Here is an 18,590-nt window from a genome sequence, read left to right as displayed (position 1 = left end):
AAGTTCATAACAAAACATTATTGCAACAAAGTTGCATTAAAATCATATTCATTATATTTGTTAAGTAAATAAAGATACCTATGAAAAATATATATGATGTTATAATAATTGGTGGTAGTTATGCTGGTTTATCAGCAGCAATGACTTTAGGACGCTCACTTAGAGATGTATTAATTATAGATGCCGGAAAACCTTGTAATAGTAACACACCACACTCACAAAACTTTATTACACAAGATGGCGAAAAGCCACATATTATTGCCGATAAAGCAAGAAAACAAGTATTAGCTTACAATACTGTAAAACTAGTTTCAGATGTTGCTAAAAATGGAGAAAAAACAGAACACGGTTTTAAAATCAGCACACAATCTGGTACATATTACGAGGCTAAAAAACTTATAATAGCCACGGGAATAAAAGATATTTTACCCGACATAAAAGGCTTTAAAGACGCTTGGGCAAAATCTGTTATACATTGCCCGTACTGTCATGGTTATGAGTTTAGAAATAAAAAAACAGCCATAATGTCTAATGGCGATAAGGCGTACCATATGATACCTTTAATACACAATTTAACTAAAAAATTTAGTGTAATAACACAAGGAAAACCTGATTTTACAGAAGAACAACTAACGCATTTAAAACAAAATAATATTAATTTAATTGAAAAAGAAATATTAGAAATAGTACACGAAAATGGTGCAGTAAAACATGTAATTTACAAAGACGGCACTACTGAACCTTTTGATGCCATTTATGCGCAATTACCATTTGAACAACACACAAATATACCTAATAAATTAGGTTGCAAACTTACAGAACAAGGTTACATACAAGTTGACGAGATGCAGAAAACAACGGTTTCAGGAATTTATGCTTGTGGTGATAATACTAATAGGTTAAGATCTGTAGCTAATGCTGTGTATTCTGGTAACCTTACAGGTGCTGTTTTAAATATGGAATTAGCGCATGAAGCATTTTAGCTAAAAAAAAGATAAGTTATTAATATAAAAAACCTCAGATTTTTTCTGAGGTTTTACTTTTAACAATATTCTTTAGTTAGAAAATTTTAATTATTTAATAGATTAACAATAACATCAAGTTTCTTGTCTATTGCATAATCTAAAGCTTTTTTTCCTTCTTTATCTTCAACTGTTTTATCTGCTTTATAATTAAGCAATAGTTTTACCATATCTACTTGATTGTACATTGCTGCATAAATTAATGCTGTAATACCAGCATTGTTTTTAGCATTAATGTCTGCCTCATGTTGCAATAGTTTTTCTGCAATTGAAGTATTTCCTTTAAAAGAAACACCAATTAATGCTGTATTACCAGATGCATCTTTACCGTCAATGTCTGCTTTATATTCTAAAAGAATTTCGGCAATATTTTCTTTATTAAAATAAGTTGCAAAAATTAATGGTGTAAAACCTCTTTGATCTTTAATATTAACCAATTCTGGGTTTCTATTTAATTGCGCTTTTATATTGTCTTCATTGCCAGATTGTATTGTGGCAAAAAATAATTCGTTTTCTGTCATAGCTGTATAAAATAAAAAGAGTGCTTGACACGCAAGCACTCTTAAATTAAAATTGTTTGATTATTTTTTTAAATCATATCGATCTAAATTCATCACTTTTGTCCAAGCTTTTACAAAATCTTTTACAAATTTTTCTTGTGCATCATTTGCGCCATAAAATTCTGCTATAGCTCTTAATTCGGTATTAGAACCAAAAATTAAATCGGCACGTGTTCCTTTAAATTTCACTTCTCCAGTACGTCTGTCTCTACCTTCAAAATATCTATCGTCTTCACTTGTAGCACTCCATGTGTACGTAAAATCTAAAATATTTGTAAAGAAATCGTTTGTTAACGTTTCTTTTTTATCGGTAAATACACCATAATCAGAATCGTCAAAATTGGCACCCAAAACTCTTAATCCTCCAACTAAAACAGTCATTTCTGGAACAGTAAGCGTTAAAAGATTAGCTTTATCAACAAGTAAGTCTTCAGCTGCAATTTCTAAATCAGATTTAATATAGTTCCTAAAGCCATCTGCGATAGGTTGTAAATAATTAAATCCTTCAATATCTGTTTGTTCTTGTGAAGCATCGCCTCTACCTTGTGCAAATGGCACTTCTATATTATGACCTGCTTTTTTAGCTGCTTGTTCAACACCAACATTTCCCGCAAGTACAATTAAGTCTGCTATTGAAACTTCTCCTTCAAAATCGGTTTTAATACGTTCTAATTTTGATAAGACTTTATCTAATTCTTTTGGATTATTAACTTCCCAACTTCTTTGTGGTTCTAAACGAAGTCTTCCACCATTAGCGCCACCACGTTTATCCGATCCTCTAAACGTTGAAGCAGATGCCCAAGCAGTAGTTACCATTTGAGATATTGATAATCCAGAATCTAAAATCATTTCTTTTAAATTAGAAATATCGCCTTCAGATAATTTATAATTTACTTTAGGAATTGGATCTTGCCATAACAATTGTTCTTTTGGTACTTCAGGACCTAAATAACGGTCTATTGGTCCCATATCTCTATGTGTTAATTTGTACCATGCACGTGCAAAAGCATCTTCAAACGCTTTATGATCTTTATGGAATTTCTGAGAAATTTTTAAATATTCAGGATCTGTTTTTAAAGCAATATCTGCAGTAGTCATCATTAAATCTTGAGTACCATTTGGATCTCCAGCTTTTGGTGCTTTTCTAGCTTTAGATGCTTCAGTTGGTTTCCATTGGTATGCTCCAGCAGGACTTTTGGTTAATTCCCAATCATAATTTAATAATACATCAAAATAATCGTGATCCCATTGTGTTGGGTTTGGTGTCCAAGCACCTTCTATTCCACTAGTAATTGTATCGTCTAAAACTCCAGTACCAAATGTGTTTTTCCAACCCGTACTCATTTCTTCAATAGAAGCACCATGTGGTTCAACACCAACATATTTGCTAGGATCTGCTGCACCATGAGCTTTCCCAAACGTATGTCCACCAGCCACTAACGCTACAGTTTCCTCATCATCCATCGCCATACGACCAAAAGTTTCTCTAACATCTTTAGCAGAACCCATAGGATCTGGTTTTCCATCTGGTCCTTCAGGATTTACATAAATCCAACCCATCATAACTGCTGCTAAAGGATCTTCGAGATCTCTTTCTTCTACATCTTTACTATCGCTGTAACGCGCTTCATTTGCGCCCCATTCTGTTTCACTTCCCCAATACACATCTTGCTCTGGTTCCCAAATATCTTCTCTTCCTCCTGCAAATCCAAAGGTTTTAAAACCCATTGACTCTAAAGCACAGTTTCCTGCTAAAATCATTAAATCTGCCCAAGATATTTTTCGTCCGTATTTTTTCTTTATAGGCCAAAGTAAAAGTCTTGCTTTGTCAAGGTTACCATTGTCTGGCCAACTATTAATTGGTGCAAATCTTTGGTTACCGCCACCAGCGCCACCACGACCATCTCCTACCCTGTATGTTCCTGCACTATGCCAAGCCATTCTAATCATAAATCCACCGTAATGACCGTAATCTGCAGGCCACCAATCTTGAGAGTCTGTCATTAAATCTATCACCTCTTGCTTTAATTTTGCAAAGTCAAGACTATTAAATTCTTTAGCATAGTCAAAATCATCGTCTAAAGGGTTTGAATTTGGTGCGTGCTGACGTAAAATATTTAATTTTAATTCGTTTGGCCACCAATCGCGGTTTTTCACTCCGCCACCAGCAGTTTTTTTGATAGTTCCGCTAAGAAAAGGACATTTTGCTGAACTTTCATTAATTTCAAAGTTCTCTCCATTAGGATTTTCATTAGAATTGCTTTTCATATTAATAGTTTTATAGTTTTTATAATATTTCACTAAAATTAACTATTAAATTTACAAAAAAATGATCAAAAAAATTGATTATTACTATTTAAGTATAAGTTAAGTTTATGTAATTTTACAAAACAATAATTTCAAATTATAATAATAAACAGTGTTTAAAAAGTGTGTTTAACGTATTATTTTTAAATTTGAAAAAAATTAAATGTTATGGCAAAAATAACCCTAGGAGGCAATCCTGTAGAAACTATTGGAAATTTACCTAAAGTAGGTAACGATGCTCCAAATTTTAATTTAACTAACACAGATTTATCAGAAAAAACACTTGCTGATTACAAAGGAAGCAAAGTGGTTTTAAACATATTTCCTAGTGTTGATACTGGTACATGTGCAACATCGGTAAGAACTTTTAACAAAAAAGCATCAGAAGTAGAAAACACGAAAATAATTTGCATATCAAGAGACTTACCTTTTGCTATGTCTAGATTTTGTGGCGCAGAAGGTATTGACAATTTAGAAATGTTATCAGATTTTAAAACAGGTGAGTTTGGTAATGATTATGGTTTAGCGTTTAAAAATGGACCTTTTGAAACTTTACATTCTAGATGTATTGTTATTTTAGATGAAAATGGAAAAGTAATTTACACAGAACAAGTAGAAGAAGTAGCAGACGAACCTAACTATGAAGCAGCTCTAAGCGCTTTATCTAATGAGTAATACAAAAGAACCTTTTATTATAAATCGTCTTAAAAGTGTAAAATATGCCTTTTTAGGTATGTTACGCTTAATTAAAACAGAAGCTAGTATACAGATACAATTTGTTATTGCAATTATTGTAACTGTTGCTGGCTTTTATTACTCCATTTCTAACACAGAATGGATTATGCAATGCTTTGCTATTGGAATGGTTATGAGTATTGAAGGATTAAATACTGCTGTAGAAGAAGTCGCAAATTTTATCCATCCCAATCATCATCCTAAAATTGGAATAATTAAAGATGTTGCAGCTGGCGCTGTTTTTATTGCTTCAATCGCTGCGTCAATTATTGGTTTAATAATTTATATTCCTAAGATTTTTTAAACAATTATCCATTAGGATAAACGTTAACAATTTGTATTTTTACCCAAATTAAAAAACCATTAATGGCCAAAGCAAAAAAAACATCTAAAACCAAAAACAAACCGCGCTTTAAAAAACCTGATTTTACGTTGAACAATCAACAAAAATTAGTCTTAGGTAGCTTTTTGGTTATACTTGGATTTTTGCTGTTTACTGCTTTTTTATCCTTTATTTTTACCGGAAAAGCTGATCAAAGTGCCTTATCAGAATTTACAACTAGAGATGTCGAAACACAAAATTGGCTTAGTAAAGTTGGTGCTTGGTTAAGTGATGTTTTTATCCAACGTGGTTTTGGTATTGCGTCTTTTATATTTTCTGGCTTAACTTTTCTTTCAGGTGTATTTGTACTAATGGATTTAAGCAAAACCAAATTGAGAAGACATTGGTTTTGGGGTACATTAATAATCATATGGTTTTCGGTTTTATTCGGATTTTTCACTTCTAAAAATGACATTTTAAGCGGAACAATAGGCTTTGAAGTCAATACCTTTTTTCAAGATTATATAGGAAAATTAGGAACTGTACTTCTATTAATTTTTGCTTTTATAACCTATTTAGCAATTCGTTTTAAATTTACCCCGCAACGTATAGCTTCGCTTTTCAATAAAGCTAAAGCAGAAATTAAAGACGATTTAAAAGAAGATTTTACTCCTGTTGATAATTCTCATTCTGAAGAAGCAGAAGATATAAAATCTGCTTTTGAAGTCAATAAAGATGTAGAACCTACAATTACTAATCATTCGACAACCGAAACATCTACAACATTTGAAGTGTCTACACCAAAAGATGAAGAAGAAGTTGAAGAACCTATTTTAAAAACTTCGATTAAAGAAGAAAATGGTGAAGAAGACGTTAAAATTGAAGTAGAAACAGTAAAAGAAGAAGAATCTGAAACTGATAATCTTGCTAACAAGCTTGTTGAAGATTTTGGACAATTTGACCCTACTTTAGAGCTTGGTAAATATCAATATCCGCCATTAGATCTACTTAAAAAATATGATAACGAAGGTGTAACTATAAACCAACAAGAGTTAGAAGAAAACAAAAACCGAATTGTAGAAACCTTAAACAACTACAAAATTGGTATAGATAGTATTAAAGCTACCATTGGTCCAACAGTAACACTTTACGAAATTGTTCCGGAAGCAGGTGTGCGTATTTCTAAAATTAAAAACTTAGAAGACGATATTGCTTTATCTTTGGCTGCGCTTGGTATACGTATAATTGCACCAATTCCTGGCAAAGGAACTATTGGTATAGAAGTACCTAATAAAAACTCAACAATCGTATCAATGCGATCTGTAATTGCATCTCAAAAATTTCAAAAATCAGAAATGCAATTACCAATAGCTATAGGTAAAACCATTAGTAACGAAACATTGGTTATAGACCTTGCCAAAATGCCTCACTTACTTATGGCTGGTGCAACAGGACAAGGTAAATCGGTTGGTTTAAATGCGGTATTAACTTCACTTTTATACAAAAAACATCCTGCTGAAGTAAAATTTGTACTAGTAGACCCTAAAAAAGTTGAACTTACACTTTTTAATAAAATTGAAAGACATTATTTAGCAAAATTACCAGATAGTGAAGATGCTATTATAACGGATAACACAAAGGTAATTAACACATTAAATTCGTTGTGTATAGAAATGGATAATCGCTACGAATTGCTTAAAAATGCACTTTGTAGAAATATTTCTGAATACAACGCCAAGTTTAAAGCTAGAAAATTAAACCCTAACGACGGACACCAGTTTTTACCCTATATTGTATTAGTGGTAGATGAGTTTGCAGATTTAATTATGACCGCTGGTAAAGAAGTAGAAACACCTATTGCACGTTTAGCGCAATTAGCACGTGCTATTGGTATCCATCTTATTATTGCAACGCAACGTCCTTCTGTAAACGTAATTACAGGTATTATTAAAGCCAATTTCCCTGCACGTATTGCTTTTAGAGTAACTTCAAAAATAGACTCGCGTACTATTTTAGATGGTGCGGGAGCAGACCAATTAATTGGACGTGGAGACATGCTTTACACACAAGGTAATGATATGATACGTATACAGTGTGCTTTTGTAGATACTCCAGAAGTAGAAAAAATAGTAGATTTTATTGGTGCACAAAAAGCATATCCTGATGCTTATTTATTACCAGAATATGTTGGTGAAGAAAGTGGCACAAGTCTTGATATAGATATATCGGACAGAGATAAACTCTTCCGTGAAGCAGCAGAAATTATTGTAACAGCACAACAAGGATCTGCCTCTTTACTACAACGTAAACTTAAATTAGGTTACAATCGTGCAGGTCGTATTATTGATCAATTAGAAGCTGCAGGTATTGTTGGCGGATTTGAAGGTAGTAAAGCAAGACAAGTGTTAGTACCTGATTTACTAGCTTTAGAACAACTATTAGAAAACGAAACAAATTAAAATGAAAAAGTTATTATTCCTTTTTTTAAGTACAATTTTTACTCTAACAACTTATGCGCAAGACGCTAAAGCAAAAGCTTTACTAGACGAGGTTTCTACTAAAGCAAAAAATTACAAAAACATTAGTATTGACTTTAAATATGTTTTAGAAAATACTGAAGAAAATATTAAACAAGAAACACGTGGTGACGTAATCATGGAAGGTGAAAAATATAGACTTAACATATTAGGTATTACACGTATTTTTGATGGTCAAAATTTATACAGTATAAGCCCAGAAGATGAAGAAGTTACTGTGTCTAAAGTTTCTAATGAAGATCAAAACACAATTACACCTAGTAAAATGCTTAGCTTTTATGAAGATGGTTTTACATACAAAATGGATATTGAACAAAATGTACAAGGTAGAAAAATACAATTTGTAAAATTAACACCTATAGATTCTTCTTCAGAAATCAAATATGTGCTTTTAGGTATAGACAATAAAACGAAACATATTTATAGACTAATTGAAATTGGCAAAAACGGAACTAAAACAACCCTAACTGTTAATTCTTTTAAAACTAACGAAACATTATCAAAATCCTTATTTACATTTGATCAAGAAAAATATAAGGACTACTACATCAACAAATTAGATTAATTTTTTGGGGTGAAAATACTAGATAGATACATATTAACCTCTTACTTAAAAACTTTTATCAGCGTGTTTGTAATACTCATGCTGATTTTTGTTTTACAAGCCATATGGCTATACATTAAAGAATTAGCAGGAAAAGACTTAGACGTAGTTACTATCCTTAAGTTTTTAATGTACATCACTCCTACACTTATTCCTTTAATTTTACCACTTACTATTTTGTTATCTTCTATAATGGTGTTTGGTAATTTTGCAGAAAACTATGAGTTTGCTGCAATGAAAAGTACAGGTATTTCTCTTCAAAGAGCAATGTCTGGTTTAGGCGTTTTCATATTTATTCTATCTATAACAACTTTTTTCTTTAGTAATAACGTTATTCCTTGGGCACATTACGAAAGCCATAACTTAAGAAAAAATATAGCCAAAGTTAAACCAGCTATGGCAATAGCAGAAGGACAGTTTAACGACATTGGTGATAATTTTAATATTAAAGTTGAAGAAAAAAGTGGCGAAAACGGTAAGTTTTTAAAAGGTGTTACAATTCATAAAAAAGGATCTAAGACAATTGCTGGCAATCATACAGTTATAGTAGCTAAAACTGGTGAGTTAGCAAGTCAAGAAGATTCTAACATACTAAAGCTAATTCTTTATGATGGGTATTATTATGATGATACACCTCCCAAAAAACTAAAAGACCGCCAGAAAAAACCATTTGTAAAAAGTGAGTTTAAGAAGCACATTATGAACATTGATTTAACAGAGCTAAATAATGTAGATTTAGACGAAAAAAATGTTGATAATAAATACACGATGCTAAATATAGCAGAGCTAAATCACACTTTAGATTCTCTTAAATTAGAAAGACAAGATAATGTCATGGAGTTTTCTAAATCCATGTACAATAGAACAAACATTGCTACCCTAAACATCTCTTTAAAGTCAAAAAAAGATACTATATACGAAGGACCATTATTAGACCTCTTTGATACTAGATTTAAAGTGCAGTTATTAGATTATGCTGTAAATAATGTATCAAGTACAAAACAAATAATGACTTCTAAAGAAAAAACTCTAAAAAACAAGAGTATTTGGATTAACAAACATGGTATAGAACTGCATAAAAAGTTTGCTTTAGCTGTAGCTTGTATTATTCTATTTTTTGTAGGAGCTCCTTTAGGTGCTTTAATTAGAAAAGGTGGATTAGGGTTACCAATGGTTATTGCTATTGTATTATTTTTAACCTATCATTTTATTGGTTTATTTGCAGAAAATAGTGCTAAAAATGGTAAATTAAATCCAGTTCTTTCGGCTTGGTTTTCCACATTAATAATGTTTCCTCTAAGTATATTTTTAACAAAACGTGCTACAGAAGATAGAGGCTTGTTTGAATTTGACCACATAACAGTACCAATTAAAAAATGGTACAACTCTAAATTTGGAAGTAAAAAATCAAAAACGCAAACAACCAATCAAGACAAAAAAAGAGCTATTGTAGCAGAGGCTTTAGGTGAAACTACTGAAACTATCATTAAACCAAAAGTTAACCCAATAGATAAGACTACTTTAAAAGAATTTAAACTGCTTTCAAAAATTAGCTTTATAACCTATATATTGGCTCTAGCTTTATTTATATTATTTTTTGTTTTCAAAAACAATAAGTTACCACAATTAGCAGAAGCAGGAATACAGATTAGTGCAATATCTTATATAGTTTTTATTTTTAACTATATAAAAACATTTAGGCACTACAGTAAAATACTTAAAACTTTAAATAAAACTAAAGAGACACTTTTATTTAAAATATTAGGTTTTATCCTCTATCCTATTATTCATGTTAATAGAAATCTAAAAATCAATTCTTAAACCTATAAAAGCTTAAAAATAGCTTATCTTTGCACAAATTTTAAGGTAATGAGCACAAAAACAGTTAGCGCAGTAGACGTAAAATTAAACACTATAGAAGAAGCTATTCAAGATATTAAAGCAGGAAAAGTAATTATAGTTGTTGATGATGAAGACAGAGAAAATGAAGGCGACTTCCTAGCTGCTGCCGAATTAGTTACTCCAGAGATGATCAACTTTATGGCAACACATGGTCGAGGATTAATTTGTACACCTCTTACCGAAAAAAGATGTAAAGAATTAGACCTACACATGATGGTTACTAATAATACAGACCACATGGAAACAGCATTTACAGTATCTGTAGATTTAAAAGGTCAAGGTGTAACAACAGGTATTTCTGCTGCAGATAGATCTAAAACCGTTCAAGCATTAATAAATCCAAACACAAAACCTTATGATTTAGCAAGACCAGGTCATATATTTCCTTTAGTAGCAAAAGAAGGTGGTGTTTTAAGACGTACTGGTCATACTGAAGCAGCTATAGATTTTGCCAGATTAGCTGGACTTCAACCAGCTGGTGTTATCGTTGAAATCATGAATGAAGACGGTACTATGGCGCGCTTACCTCAATTAATAAAAGTTGCTGAAAAGTTCGATTTAAAAATAGTTTCTATTGAAGATTTAGTGGCTTATCGTATGGAACACGATTCCTTAATAATTAAAAAGGAAGATTTTAATATAGAAACACGTTTTGGTAATTACAGGTTAAGAGCTTACCAACAAACCACTAATAACCAAATTCATATTGCTTTAACTAAAGGCGATTGGACTAGTAAGGATGAAGTACTAACTAGAGTAAACTCTACTTTAGTCAATAATGATATTTTAGGAACTTTAACTAATAATGCAGACCAAAAGTTAGATAATATGTTTAAAGTAATAAATAAAGAAGGTAAAGGAGCCATTTTATTTATTAATCAACAAGCTGAAAGTATGAATTTATTACAACGTCTTTCGGTTTTAAAAGAAAAACAGGTACCTAATAAAATTACAAAAGCTCCTGCTATAGCAATGGACAATAAAGACTTTGGGATTGGAGCCCAAATACTTCATGATTTAAATATTCATAAATTAAAATTAATTTCTAACTCACAACAAACCAAACGTGTAGGAATGATTGGTTATGGGTTAGAAATTGTAGAATATGTAAATTATTAAAGTGATTCTTTTATAGCTTGAACCATTAATTTAGCTCTTTCTTTCACTTCTGCTTCAGTCCAAGATAATTTGATTAAGCATGAGATATTTCTACCAATAAAGAGGTCTGATTGATCAAATGTTTTATCCTTTAGATAAGACAAACCTTCTTTTACCTCTTTAGATACAGGATATAGTGTTTTTATGTCTTTTAAATGTTCCCATTTACGTACATAATGCCAATTATTATCGTAATAATGAAAACAAGCATCTACACCTTTCTCTTTAAATGAAGCGATAACTTTCCTTGCTGTATCCAAATTAGGTAAAAAGAAATTTAAAAAAGCATAGCTTTCTTCTCCTCCTTCGGGAACAGTTCTAAAAGTAACTTCTTCAATTTCGGATAGCGCATCTCTTAGAGTTGTGTAATTTTTCTTTTGAATAGCTATAAAGTCTTTCAAACGTCTTACTTGAGCTAATCCAACTGCAGCATTAAGTTCTGAAATCCTAAAGTTATAACCTAAAACTGGATGAGATTCTGCTCCTCTATCATTACCAACATGGTCATGACCATGATCACTAAACTGATCTGCATGTTTGGCAAATTCTGGATTATTTGTTAGCACTGCTCCACCTTCACCGCAAGTTATAGTTTTTACAAAATCGAAGGATAAAGAACCTACATCACCGTAAGTTCCTAAATATTTTCCTTTATAAGTACCTCCAACAGCTTGACATGCATCTTCTGCAAGAATTAAATTATTGTCATCACAAATTTCTTTTAAAGCATCTAAATCTGCCATACTACCACACATATGTACAGGCATTATAGCTTTAGTTTTTGGTGTGATTGCTTTTTTTACTGCTTCAGGACTTAAAGTTAATGTGTCGTCTATATCTACTAAAACAGGTATAGCTCCTAGCATCATAATAGCTTCAAAAGACGCCACAAATGTAAAACAAGGTACAATAACCTCATCTCCTGCTCCTACTCCTGCTATTGCTAAAGACGCAGTGACTGCAGCTGTTCCATTTGTAACTAATTGTGCGTGCTTTACTTGTAAAGTAGATTGTAATTCTTCTTCTAAAGATTTAGCTTTATAATGTCCGTTTCGCATAGCATCAAATCCGTAACGCATTAATATACCGCTATCTAATACATCTTGTACTTCTTTTCGCTCTGCTTCACCAAAGCTTTCAAATCCTGGCATAATTTTTATTTTATTAATTTCAAATTTACTATTAATAAGAAGAAAAAAAAAGCGTCACAACATAAAGTCACAACGCTTTTTTCTATTGGTTATTAATATTTAATAATTTTCTAATATTGAATCTATAAATGCAAAATGTCTATCTGTTTCTCTTAAAAAAGTATAGCCTGACAACTCTCCTATTACTTTCAAATTATCATCTAAAGCAACAAGGTTAGGGTAACTACCTTCTTTATTGTATTTTCTTACAACTTCAAAATTCTTTTTTCTTTGTTCTTCTGTAATTATATCTGTACGTCTTGGTATATCAATCATTAATAAAACGAATTGCTTAGATTTAGTTTCAAATTCATCAGAATCAAAAAAATCTTCTTTTAACATTTTGCATGGTGCACACCAATCACTTCCTGTAAATAACACTAAAATTGGTTTTTTAGAAGATGTTGCTTCTACTTTTGCTTTGTTCAAGTCTGTTAACCAATTTAAACTTGAATGTTCTTCCTCTTGAGAAAATAAAAGTGAAGAAAAAAATAAACTAAATATGAAAATTATATGTTTCATTACTTAAAAATTATATGTACAAATGTATTATTTATATCTAAATAACAACAATTAAGCCAAAATATTACATTATTTAAAGATGATCATATCTTCAATAGGCTTTCTTACTTTTTTTAGACTAGCCATAAAATCGTCTTCAGAACGATAACCTATAGGCATAACCAAAACGCTTTTTAAATTTAGTTTATTTAAACCTAAAATTTCATCAAATTTATCTGGGTTAAAACCTTCCATAGGGCATGAATCTATTTTTAACATAGCACAAACAGTTAATAAGTTTCCCATAGCTAAATATGCTTGGTTTTTTGCCCATGCTTCAATTTCTTCTTGAGTTTTTACTTTAAAATCTTCAATCAAAAACTTTTTAAAAGGATTTAAAATATCGTCTGGAGTATTTCTAGTTTGCTTTACTAAATTAAAATAGTCTGAAATTTTATCTTCATTAACTTTAGAGTCTATACAAAAAACTAAAACATGTGATGCATCCTTTACTTGTTGTTGCATCATTGAAAATTTTACTAACTCTTCTTGTTTTAATTCATCTTGCAAAACAACAAGTTTTGTTGGTTGTAAACCGTAAGAAGAAGCTGTAAGGTTAAAAGCTTCTAAAATTTTATCGATATCATCTTTAGATACTTTTTTATTATTATCAAATTTTTTTGTAGCATATCTCCATTTTAAATCTTGTGTAATATCCATCTTAATTTTTTGAGCAAAAATAATATAGCTTACTGATATATAGAGTCCTAAAAAGATAAATTTAACATACTTAAACTCTAGCAGAGTTTGAAAATATTTTTTTTATAAAAAAAGTTCATTTTTATTTGAAATAAATCAAAAAGCTATCTATATTTGCACTCGCATTTGGGAAATACCCAATGAGACACACTGGAGAAATGGCAGAGTGGTCGAATGCGGCAGTCTTGAAAACTGTTGAGGGTCACACCTCCGGGGGTTCGAATCCCTCTTTCTCCGCTAAAACCCTTGTAAAACATTGTTTTGCAAGGGTTTTTACTTTTAGGTATAAATATGGGTGTAAATTTATGTATTCTAGCTAAAAAAGAATAAGCCTATTGTTTTTCTATCATTGTTAATATTTTATATACTAGTATTAAAGCGCTTTTCGAAACTTCTAATTGATTAAAAGTCCCCGAAATATAAGTATCTAATTGTGGGCTGTACCATAAAAACGACGCTGTAGATCCAGAATGACCAATAAGCTGCAAGTCCGATTCTGTGTTAGTTAATTCACCTAAAGACACTTGTCTTATTCCAAAACCGTATTCCATACCTTTTGTTTCAGTTACCCAATTTTGCATGGCTAAACGTGTTTCTTTCTTTACAATTTTATCGGTATTAAAGGCTTTTAAAAATGCAATTAAATCGTGAGTGGTTGAGACTAAACCGCCACCTCCCCAATCTGCACTTAAGCTTTTAAGAGACGATAATTCATATTGACTCGCATAAAACTTAACGATTGGAAGTTTGTTTTTTATAGAAGACGATTTTAAGTTAACATATGAACTATGCATGTTTAAAGGTTGAAAAATATGTTGCTTGAAAAACTCATCTAACGATAAACCACTTACATTTTCAATTATCAAAGCTAAAAGCACATATTCAGTATCTGTGTAATGATAACCTTTACTAGGAACAAAATGAGGTGTCATTTTTTCTTTAGAAAATTGTATCAGTTCTCCAGTAGACCACAATTTATTGGGTTTCATTAATAGTTGATTGATGATATTCGGACTTCCGTCATTTGTTTCATCGGTGAAATAATCAGGTAAACCAGAGGTATGTTGTAATAGATTTGCTATGGTTAATTCTTCAGAATAGTTTTTACCTCCTAAAACATGAAGATTAGTAATCAATGAATCTGGTAAATATCCAGCAATCTTATCTTCAAAATTTAATTTATTCTGATCCTTTAACATACCAATTGCTGTTGCGGTAAACATCTTGGTAACACTAGCTGTATAAAATGGATGATTTATTGAAATAGAATCTTCTTTACTTTCAGCTAACTGAATATCGACACCACGAGATTCAGAATACACGTGTAGTATTCCACTTTTAATATTTTCCTTTTCTAATTCGGTTTTAAAGCATTGTTTAATTATAGATTCTGTTGTTTTCTGAGCAATAGCTGATAATCCAACTAAAAATATTAAACCTAGAAATAGATATTTCATAATGTTAGTTTTAGAAATTTAAGATAGTTTTAGAAATTAAATTTTTATACCAATATAAAGATTAGGTTCAAATAGAAAATAAGAATCCCATTTATTGTCGAGTTGCTTAAATGATTCTGGCGTATTAGTGTCAAAATGCCAAACATTACAATGAAATTGTGGTTCTATAAAAAACTGTTTCTTTTTACCAAAAGCAAAATGATAACCAATATGATATGAGTTGTAGAGTTTAAAACCGTTGGCTATTTTTTTGTCATTAAGATCTAGATAGGTTTTGTATAACGGCAACACTTCAACCGAAGCAAATAGTCCTTTCCAAAGCATACGTTGATAAGAGATACCAATACCTGTTTCGCGTAAATAACCAGGATAAAATTCGGTTTCAGAATCTATTTTGTCTGTAAGTCCATTCCACCATTGAATTCCCATAGGTTGAAATAAGCGCCAAGTGGCGAATTTTACACCTACAATATTTTTAGCATCAAGCTCACGTTTAACGTGTAATTCAATGTGTTGTGTGTTGGTTCTTTCGCCACCTTTTCCAATATTTCCTAAAATAATTGCCGGAAAACTAACTCTGTATTTTAAATCTGTGTCATGGTTTTTTCCTTGTTTTGAAATCTGTTGAGCATAACTGTGAATTGTGAATAGTGCTAAACAAATAATTAGTAATTTTTTCATTGTGATTGATGTTTAAATTGTTCGTTTTTGGATTGATTATTTGATGTGACAAAGATGAGACAGAAGTGAATGTTAATCGTCCTGAATTATGATTTGAAACCTTTTTGAAATTCAGTACTTAATAGTGATTTGAGTTGTTTCAATAAAAAAAAGGCTTAACACAATTAGTGCTAAACCTTATATTTATTTTTAAATTTTTATTTTAAAACAAAGTTTCAGGATGCGATGTAAGTTTATCTACATTTTTTGTGATCTTTTCAATATCCCAATCCCACCATTTAAGTTCTAATAATTTAGAAATAATTTCTTCTGAAAAACGCTTTTTTATAGGTTTAGCAGGATTACCACCAACAATAGTATAGGGTTCTACGTTTTTTGTAACCACTGCTTTTGTTGCTATTATTGCACCATCACCAATGGTTACACCAGGCATTATGGTAGCATTGTGACCAATCCACACGTCATTACCAACGATGGTATCACCTTTGGTTTGATAACTTTTACCATCCATAGCATGTTTCCATGCACCTCCAAATATGGCAAAAGGATAGGCTGATGTGGCTTCAGTTAAGTGATTGCCTCCATTCATAATAAAAGTTGCACTAGAAGCAATCATACAAAACTTTCCAATGAAGAGTTTATCGCCTATAAAATCAAAATGGTATTTTACGTTTTTTTCAAAGTTAGAAACATCTTCAAAATCGTCGTAATAGGTGTAGTCGCCAACCTCAATATTAGGATTGTTGATGTAGTTTTTTAAAAAACATAACTTATCGTAATTTGCTAAAGGAAAAACGGTATTTGGATCCGGAATGTTCATATCTTTAGTGTTTTAGCTTCTTCTCTAAAATAGTCTTTTAAATGGTATTTTCCATAGGTAGGTGCCACATTATCGTATGCCATTAAGGTTAAGAAAAACTCAATAGGACCATAGGTTTTAACGCTAGTAAATGTTCTTAACGTCCAAATGGTGAATCGTCTTAAGCAATCTGGTAAATGTGTTATTTTTACAGGCTTGTTTAATGAAGTCAGCGCGAGTTTACTAATATCATTTAAGCTTAATATATCAGGACCTCCAACGGTTAATTCGTTATTGTAATCTTCTAAGTTATCGACAATCGCATTGGCTAGATCTTCACCATGAATTGGGTTGAATCTTTGATTTCCTGATCCAAATAAATACACACGACCTGATTTTGCCATTTGCAGAAAATCTTTCATATCAGAAAAAAATCCGTTAGGTCTTACAATGGTATAGTTCAATCCTGATGTTTTTAAAGCATCAACAAACTTTTCTTTGGCTTCAAAAATTTTCAAATGTCGATGTTTATCGCCATTAATAGCAGACACATAAACAAAGTGGCTTACACTAGACTTTTTAGCTTCTTCAAGTAAATTCATATTTGCTTGATAATCGACATCCATATAAGTTAAACCATCCTTTTGCCTCGTAATACCAACGGTAGAAATAACCGTATCTATGCCCTTACAAATGTCTCGTAAAGTTTCGGGTTTGGTGACTTCAGCGTGCTTAATTTCCAGATAGTTTTCATTAGGATTATCAATCTGATTTGACTTACGGACCATAGCAACCACCTGGTTTTGTTTTTCTATTAAAACCTTTAATAAATGTGTACCAAGATAACCAGTAGCACCTGCCAATAAAACGTTGGTATGTTGCATATCTGTAATTTATTGGTTAAACTCGTTTGTTAATAGTTCTTCAATAATGGTATTGCGTTGTATGCCAGTATCATCTTGCTTATTGCTCAATAGTACAATTTTAGCATCGTATTCTGGTATAAAGCCAATCATACTCCAATAACCGTCTATATCGCCACCATGCCAGTACAGTGTGGTGTTACCTTCTTGTGTGGTAAACCAACCCAAACCAAAATCTACATAGCCACTTGGTACATCTTGAGCGAATATGTCTTCTTTTTCTGCAGCTGTAAACCAGTTTGTTTTTACAGCATTCGTCCACGTTTCCATATCTTTTGGTGTGCTGCTAAAATCACCAGCACCAAACGCTAAATTCATCGGGTAAACACTGTTTACACTACCATTGTTATAGCCTTCTGCATGTGTGTTTTGGTCAATATCATCTGTACCTCTGTACGTGTTTGTCATTTGCAAAGGATTAAGAATATTTTGCTGAATGTACTCGTGGTAAGACATATCAGTAAGTTCTTCAACTAATAAAGCCGCGATAAGGTAGTTAGAGTTACTGTATTGTTTTCCGGCACCAGGTGTAAAGTTGAGTCCGTTTTCTGTAATTAGTTCAATAATCACCTCATAGATGTCTTCTTCATCAAAAAAGCTTCCTTGTGCTGCAGCATCTTCAACCACAAATTGGTAATCTGGAATACCTGATTGGTGCGATAAAAGTTGTGCGATACTAATTTGATTTCCGTTTGGAAATTCAGAATCGAATTCATCCAAAGTTTGATTAAAGCTCGTAATGTAACCATCGCGTTTTAGCTGAATAATTGCTGCTGCAGTTAAGGTTTTTGATACTGAACCAATACGATAGGCTAATTGGTAATCTTGAGGAAGTGCAGTATTTTCATTTGCTAAACCAAATCCTTGTCGGACTAAATCATTTCCATTTTTTGTGATAATGGCATAACCTTGAAAGTTAATGTCGGTTAATAAATTTTCAGCGGTTGTGTAATCAATGGAAGCTGTGTTGTTGTCATCATCTGATGAACATGATGTAAAAAGCGTTAAAATAGCTATTATAAATGCCATTAAAAGTTTGTGTAAAGTTGTCATAACTGTTCGTTTTTTAATTGATTGTTTGATACTGCAAAATTGAAGTATAAACAGTTATGAGTCGTGCTAAATTATAATCT

17 protein-coding genes and 1 tRNA gene are annotated in these 18,590 nt (G+C 31.6%); 8 read left to right on the top strand and 10 right to left on the bottom strand.

Annotation, left to right across the window (positions count from 1 at the left end):
- Positions 1 to 80 precede the first annotated feature (80 nt).
- Entirely contained in the window at positions 81 to 983 is a 903-nt protein-coding gene (locus ACEQT4_RS04350; protein WP_370226200.1) for an NAD(P)/FAD-dependent oxidoreductase, read from the top strand.
- An 86-nt stretch (positions 984 to 1,069) separates the two neighbouring features.
- On the opposite strand, the gene ACEQT4_RS04345 is transcribed toward ACEQT4_RS04350, so the two are convergent.
- Complete coding sequence (locus tag ACEQT4_RS04345) at positions 1,070 to 1,543, bottom strand: ankyrin repeat domain-containing protein (protein ID WP_370226198.1); 474 nt, start codon at positions 1,541 to 1,543, stop codon at positions 1,070 to 1,072.
- Positions 1,544 to 1,603: 60 nt separating this feature from the next.
- Positions 1,604 to 3,850: a catalase/peroxidase HPI gene (gene katG / locus ACEQT4_RS04340; protein WP_370226196.1), complete on the bottom strand. Its 2,247-nt coding sequence runs from the start codon at positions 3,848 to 3,850 to the stop codon at positions 1,604 to 1,606.
- Between the two features lie 207 nt (positions 3,851 to 4,057).
- Between katG and tpx the strand changes: the two genes are divergently transcribed.
- From tpx to ribB, 6 genes are all read left to right on the top strand, one after another.
- A complete protein-coding gene (tpx, locus tag ACEQT4_RS04335; RefSeq protein ID WP_370226194.1) occupies positions 4,058 to 4,564 on the top strand; it encodes a thiol peroxidase in 507 nt (168 codons plus the stop codon).
- Positions 4,557 to 4,928, top strand: coding sequence for a diacylglycerol kinase family protein (locus tag ACEQT4_RS04330; protein WP_027878808.1), 372 nt, complete (start codon positions 4,557 to 4,559; stop codon positions 4,926 to 4,928). The genes tpx and ACEQT4_RS04330 overlap by 8 nt, the downstream gene beginning before the upstream one ends.
- A 62-nt stretch (positions 4,929 to 4,990) precedes the next feature.
- Positions 4,991 to 7,405 (top strand): DNA translocase FtsK, encoded by a 2,415-nt coding sequence (locus ACEQT4_RS04325; protein WP_370226192.1) that lies wholly within the window; start codon positions 4,991 to 4,993, stop codon positions 7,403 to 7,405.
- Position 7,406: 1 nt separating this feature from the next.
- Positions 7,407 to 8,048 (top strand): outer membrane lipoprotein carrier protein LolA, encoded by a 642-nt coding sequence (locus ACEQT4_RS04320; RefSeq protein ID WP_370226191.1) that lies wholly within the window; start codon positions 7,407 to 7,409, stop codon positions 8,046 to 8,048.
- Positions 8,049 to 8,057: 9 nt separating this feature from the next.
- Positions 8,058 to 9,908 (top strand): LptF/LptG family permease, encoded by a 1,851-nt coding sequence (locus ACEQT4_RS04315; RefSeq protein ID WP_370226190.1) that lies wholly within the window; start codon positions 8,058 to 8,060, stop codon positions 9,906 to 9,908.
- Between the two features lie 48 nt (positions 9,909 to 9,956).
- Positions 9,957 to 11,108: a 3,4-dihydroxy-2-butanone-4-phosphate synthase gene (ribB, locus tag ACEQT4_RS04310; protein WP_027878804.1), complete on the top strand. Its 1,152-nt coding sequence runs from the start codon at positions 9,957 to 9,959 to the stop codon at positions 11,106 to 11,108.
- Here the strand turns inward: ribB and ACEQT4_RS04305 are convergent.
- From ACEQT4_RS04305 to ACEQT4_RS04295, 3 genes are all read right to left on the bottom strand, one after another.
- Complete coding sequence (locus ACEQT4_RS04305; RefSeq protein ID WP_370226189.1) at positions 11,105 to 12,298, bottom strand: DegT/DnrJ/EryC1/StrS family aminotransferase; 1,194 nt, start codon at positions 12,296 to 12,298, stop codon at positions 11,105 to 11,107. The two genes, ribB and ACEQT4_RS04305, sit on opposite strands and share 4 nt — an antisense overlap.
- A 99-nt stretch (positions 12,299 to 12,397) precedes the next feature.
- Positions 12,398 to 12,859 carry a thioredoxin family protein gene (locus ACEQT4_RS04300; protein WP_370226188.1) on the bottom strand — a complete coding sequence of 154 codons (462 nt, stop codon included), beginning with the start codon at positions 12,857 to 12,859 and terminating at the stop codon, positions 12,398 to 12,400.
- Positions 12,860 to 12,928: 69 nt separating this feature from the next.
- Positions 12,929 to 13,558: an NAD(P)H-dependent oxidoreductase gene (locus ACEQT4_RS04295; protein ID WP_370226187.1), complete on the bottom strand. Its 630-nt coding sequence runs from the start codon at positions 13,556 to 13,558 to the stop codon at positions 12,929 to 12,931.
- 191 nt (positions 13,559 to 13,749) lie between these two features.
- On the opposite strand from ACEQT4_RS04295, the gene ACEQT4_RS04290 reads away from it, so the two are divergent.
- A tRNA-Ser gene (locus ACEQT4_RS04290) sits at positions 13,750 to 13,834 on the top strand.
- A gap of 95 nt (positions 13,835 to 13,929) precedes the next feature.
- Here the strand turns inward: ACEQT4_RS04290 and ACEQT4_RS04285 are convergent.
- From ACEQT4_RS04285 to ACEQT4_RS04265, 5 genes are all read right to left on the bottom strand, one after another.
- Positions 13,930 to 15,054, bottom strand: coding sequence for a serine hydrolase domain-containing protein (locus ACEQT4_RS04285; RefSeq protein ID WP_370226185.1), 1,125 nt, complete (start codon positions 15,052 to 15,054; stop codon positions 13,930 to 13,932).
- Positions 15,055 to 15,090: 36 nt separating this feature from the next.
- On the bottom strand, positions 15,091 to 15,735 hold the full coding sequence (locus tag ACEQT4_RS04280) for a hypothetical protein (protein WP_370226184.1): 645 nt from the start codon (positions 15,733 to 15,735) through the stop codon (positions 15,091 to 15,093).
- A gap of 202 nt (positions 15,736 to 15,937) precedes the next feature.
- The gene (locus ACEQT4_RS04275) at positions 15,938 to 16,555 is read right to left on the bottom strand and encodes a CatB-related O-acetyltransferase (protein WP_370226183.1); all 618 of its coding nucleotides are present in this window, start codon (positions 16,553 to 16,555) and stop codon (positions 15,938 to 15,940) included.
- Positions 16,552 to 17,418 (bottom strand): SDR family oxidoreductase, encoded by an 867-nt coding sequence (locus ACEQT4_RS04270; protein WP_370226182.1) that lies wholly within the window; start codon positions 17,416 to 17,418, stop codon positions 16,552 to 16,554. Before ACEQT4_RS04270 ends, ACEQT4_RS04275 begins: the two co-directional genes overlap by 4 nt.
- Positions 17,419 to 17,427: 9 nt before the next feature.
- Positions 17,428 to 18,510 (bottom strand): serine hydrolase domain-containing protein, encoded by a 1,083-nt coding sequence (locus ACEQT4_RS04265; RefSeq protein WP_370226181.1) that lies wholly within the window; start codon positions 18,508 to 18,510, stop codon positions 17,428 to 17,430.
- Positions 18,511 to 18,590 lie beyond the last annotated feature (80 nt).

The sequence above is a fragment of the Mesoflavibacter sp. genome, from assembly GCF_964226795.1.
In the GTDB taxonomy this organism is placed as follows: domain Bacteria; phylum Bacteroidota; class Bacteroidia; order Flavobacteriales; family Flavobacteriaceae; genus Mesoflavibacter; species Mesoflavibacter zeaxanthinifaciens.
The sequence above is the reverse complement of the archived record's forward strand: the minus strand, read 5'-3'. Positions and strand labels throughout refer to the sequence as shown.

Excerpts from the sequence above, each read along its gene's own strand:
- ACEQT4_RS04300 (WP_370226188.1), bottom strand. The coding sequence starts at position 12,859 with ATGAAACATATAATTTTCATATTTAGTTTATTTTTTTCTTCACTTTTA.
- ACEQT4_RS04320 (WP_370226191.1), top strand. The coding sequence starts at position 7,407 with ATGAAAAAGTTATTATTCCTTTTTTTAAGTACAATTTTTACTCTAACA.
- ACEQT4_RS04285 (WP_370226185.1), bottom strand. The coding sequence starts at position 15,054 with ATGAAATATCTATTTCTAGGTTTAATATTTTTAGTTGGATTATCAGCT.
- ribB (WP_027878804.1), top strand. The coding sequence starts at position 9,957 with ATGAGCACAAAAACAGTTAGCGCAGTAGACGTAAAATTAAACACTATA.
- katG (WP_370226196.1), bottom strand. The coding sequence starts at position 3,850 with ATGAAAAGCAATTCTAATGAAAATCCTAATGGAGAGAACTTTGAAATT.
- ACEQT4_RS04345 (WP_370226198.1), bottom strand. The coding sequence starts at position 1,543 with ATGACAGAAAACGAATTATTTTTTGCCACAATACAATCTGGCAATGAA.
- ACEQT4_RS04325 (WP_370226192.1), top strand. The coding sequence starts at position 4,991 with ATGGCCAAAGCAAAAAAAACATCTAAAACCAAAAACAAACCGCGCTTT.
- ACEQT4_RS04330 (WP_027878808.1), top strand. The coding sequence starts at position 4,557 with ATGAGTAATACAAAAGAACCTTTTATTATAAATCGTCTTAAAAGTGTA.
- ACEQT4_RS04350 (WP_370226200.1), top strand. The coding sequence starts at position 81 with ATGAAAAATATATATGATGTTATAATAATTGGTGGTAGTTATGCTGGT.
- ACEQT4_RS04295 (WP_370226187.1), bottom strand. The coding sequence starts at position 13,558 with ATGGATATTACACAAGATTTAAAATGGAGATATGCTACAAAAAAATTT.
- ACEQT4_RS04305 (WP_370226189.1), bottom strand. The coding sequence starts at position 12,298 with ATGCCAGGATTTGAAAGCTTTGGTGAAGCAGAGCGAAAAGAAGTACAA.
- ACEQT4_RS04275 (WP_370226183.1), bottom strand. The coding sequence starts at position 16,555 with ATGAACATTCCGGATCCAAATACCGTTTTTCCTTTAGCAAATTACGAT.
- tpx (WP_370226194.1), top strand. The coding sequence starts at position 4,058 with ATGGCAAAAATAACCCTAGGAGGCAATCCTGTAGAAACTATTGGAAAT.
- ACEQT4_RS04280 (WP_370226184.1), bottom strand. The coding sequence starts at position 15,735 with ATGAAAAAATTACTAATTATTTGTTTAGCACTATTCACAATTCACAGT.
- ACEQT4_RS04270 (WP_370226182.1), bottom strand. The coding sequence starts at position 17,418 with ATGCAACATACCAACGTTTTATTGGCAGGTGCTACTGGTTATCTTGGT.
- ACEQT4_RS04265 (WP_370226181.1), bottom strand. The coding sequence starts at position 18,510 with ATGACAACTTTACACAAACTTTTAATGGCATTTATAATAGCTATTTTA.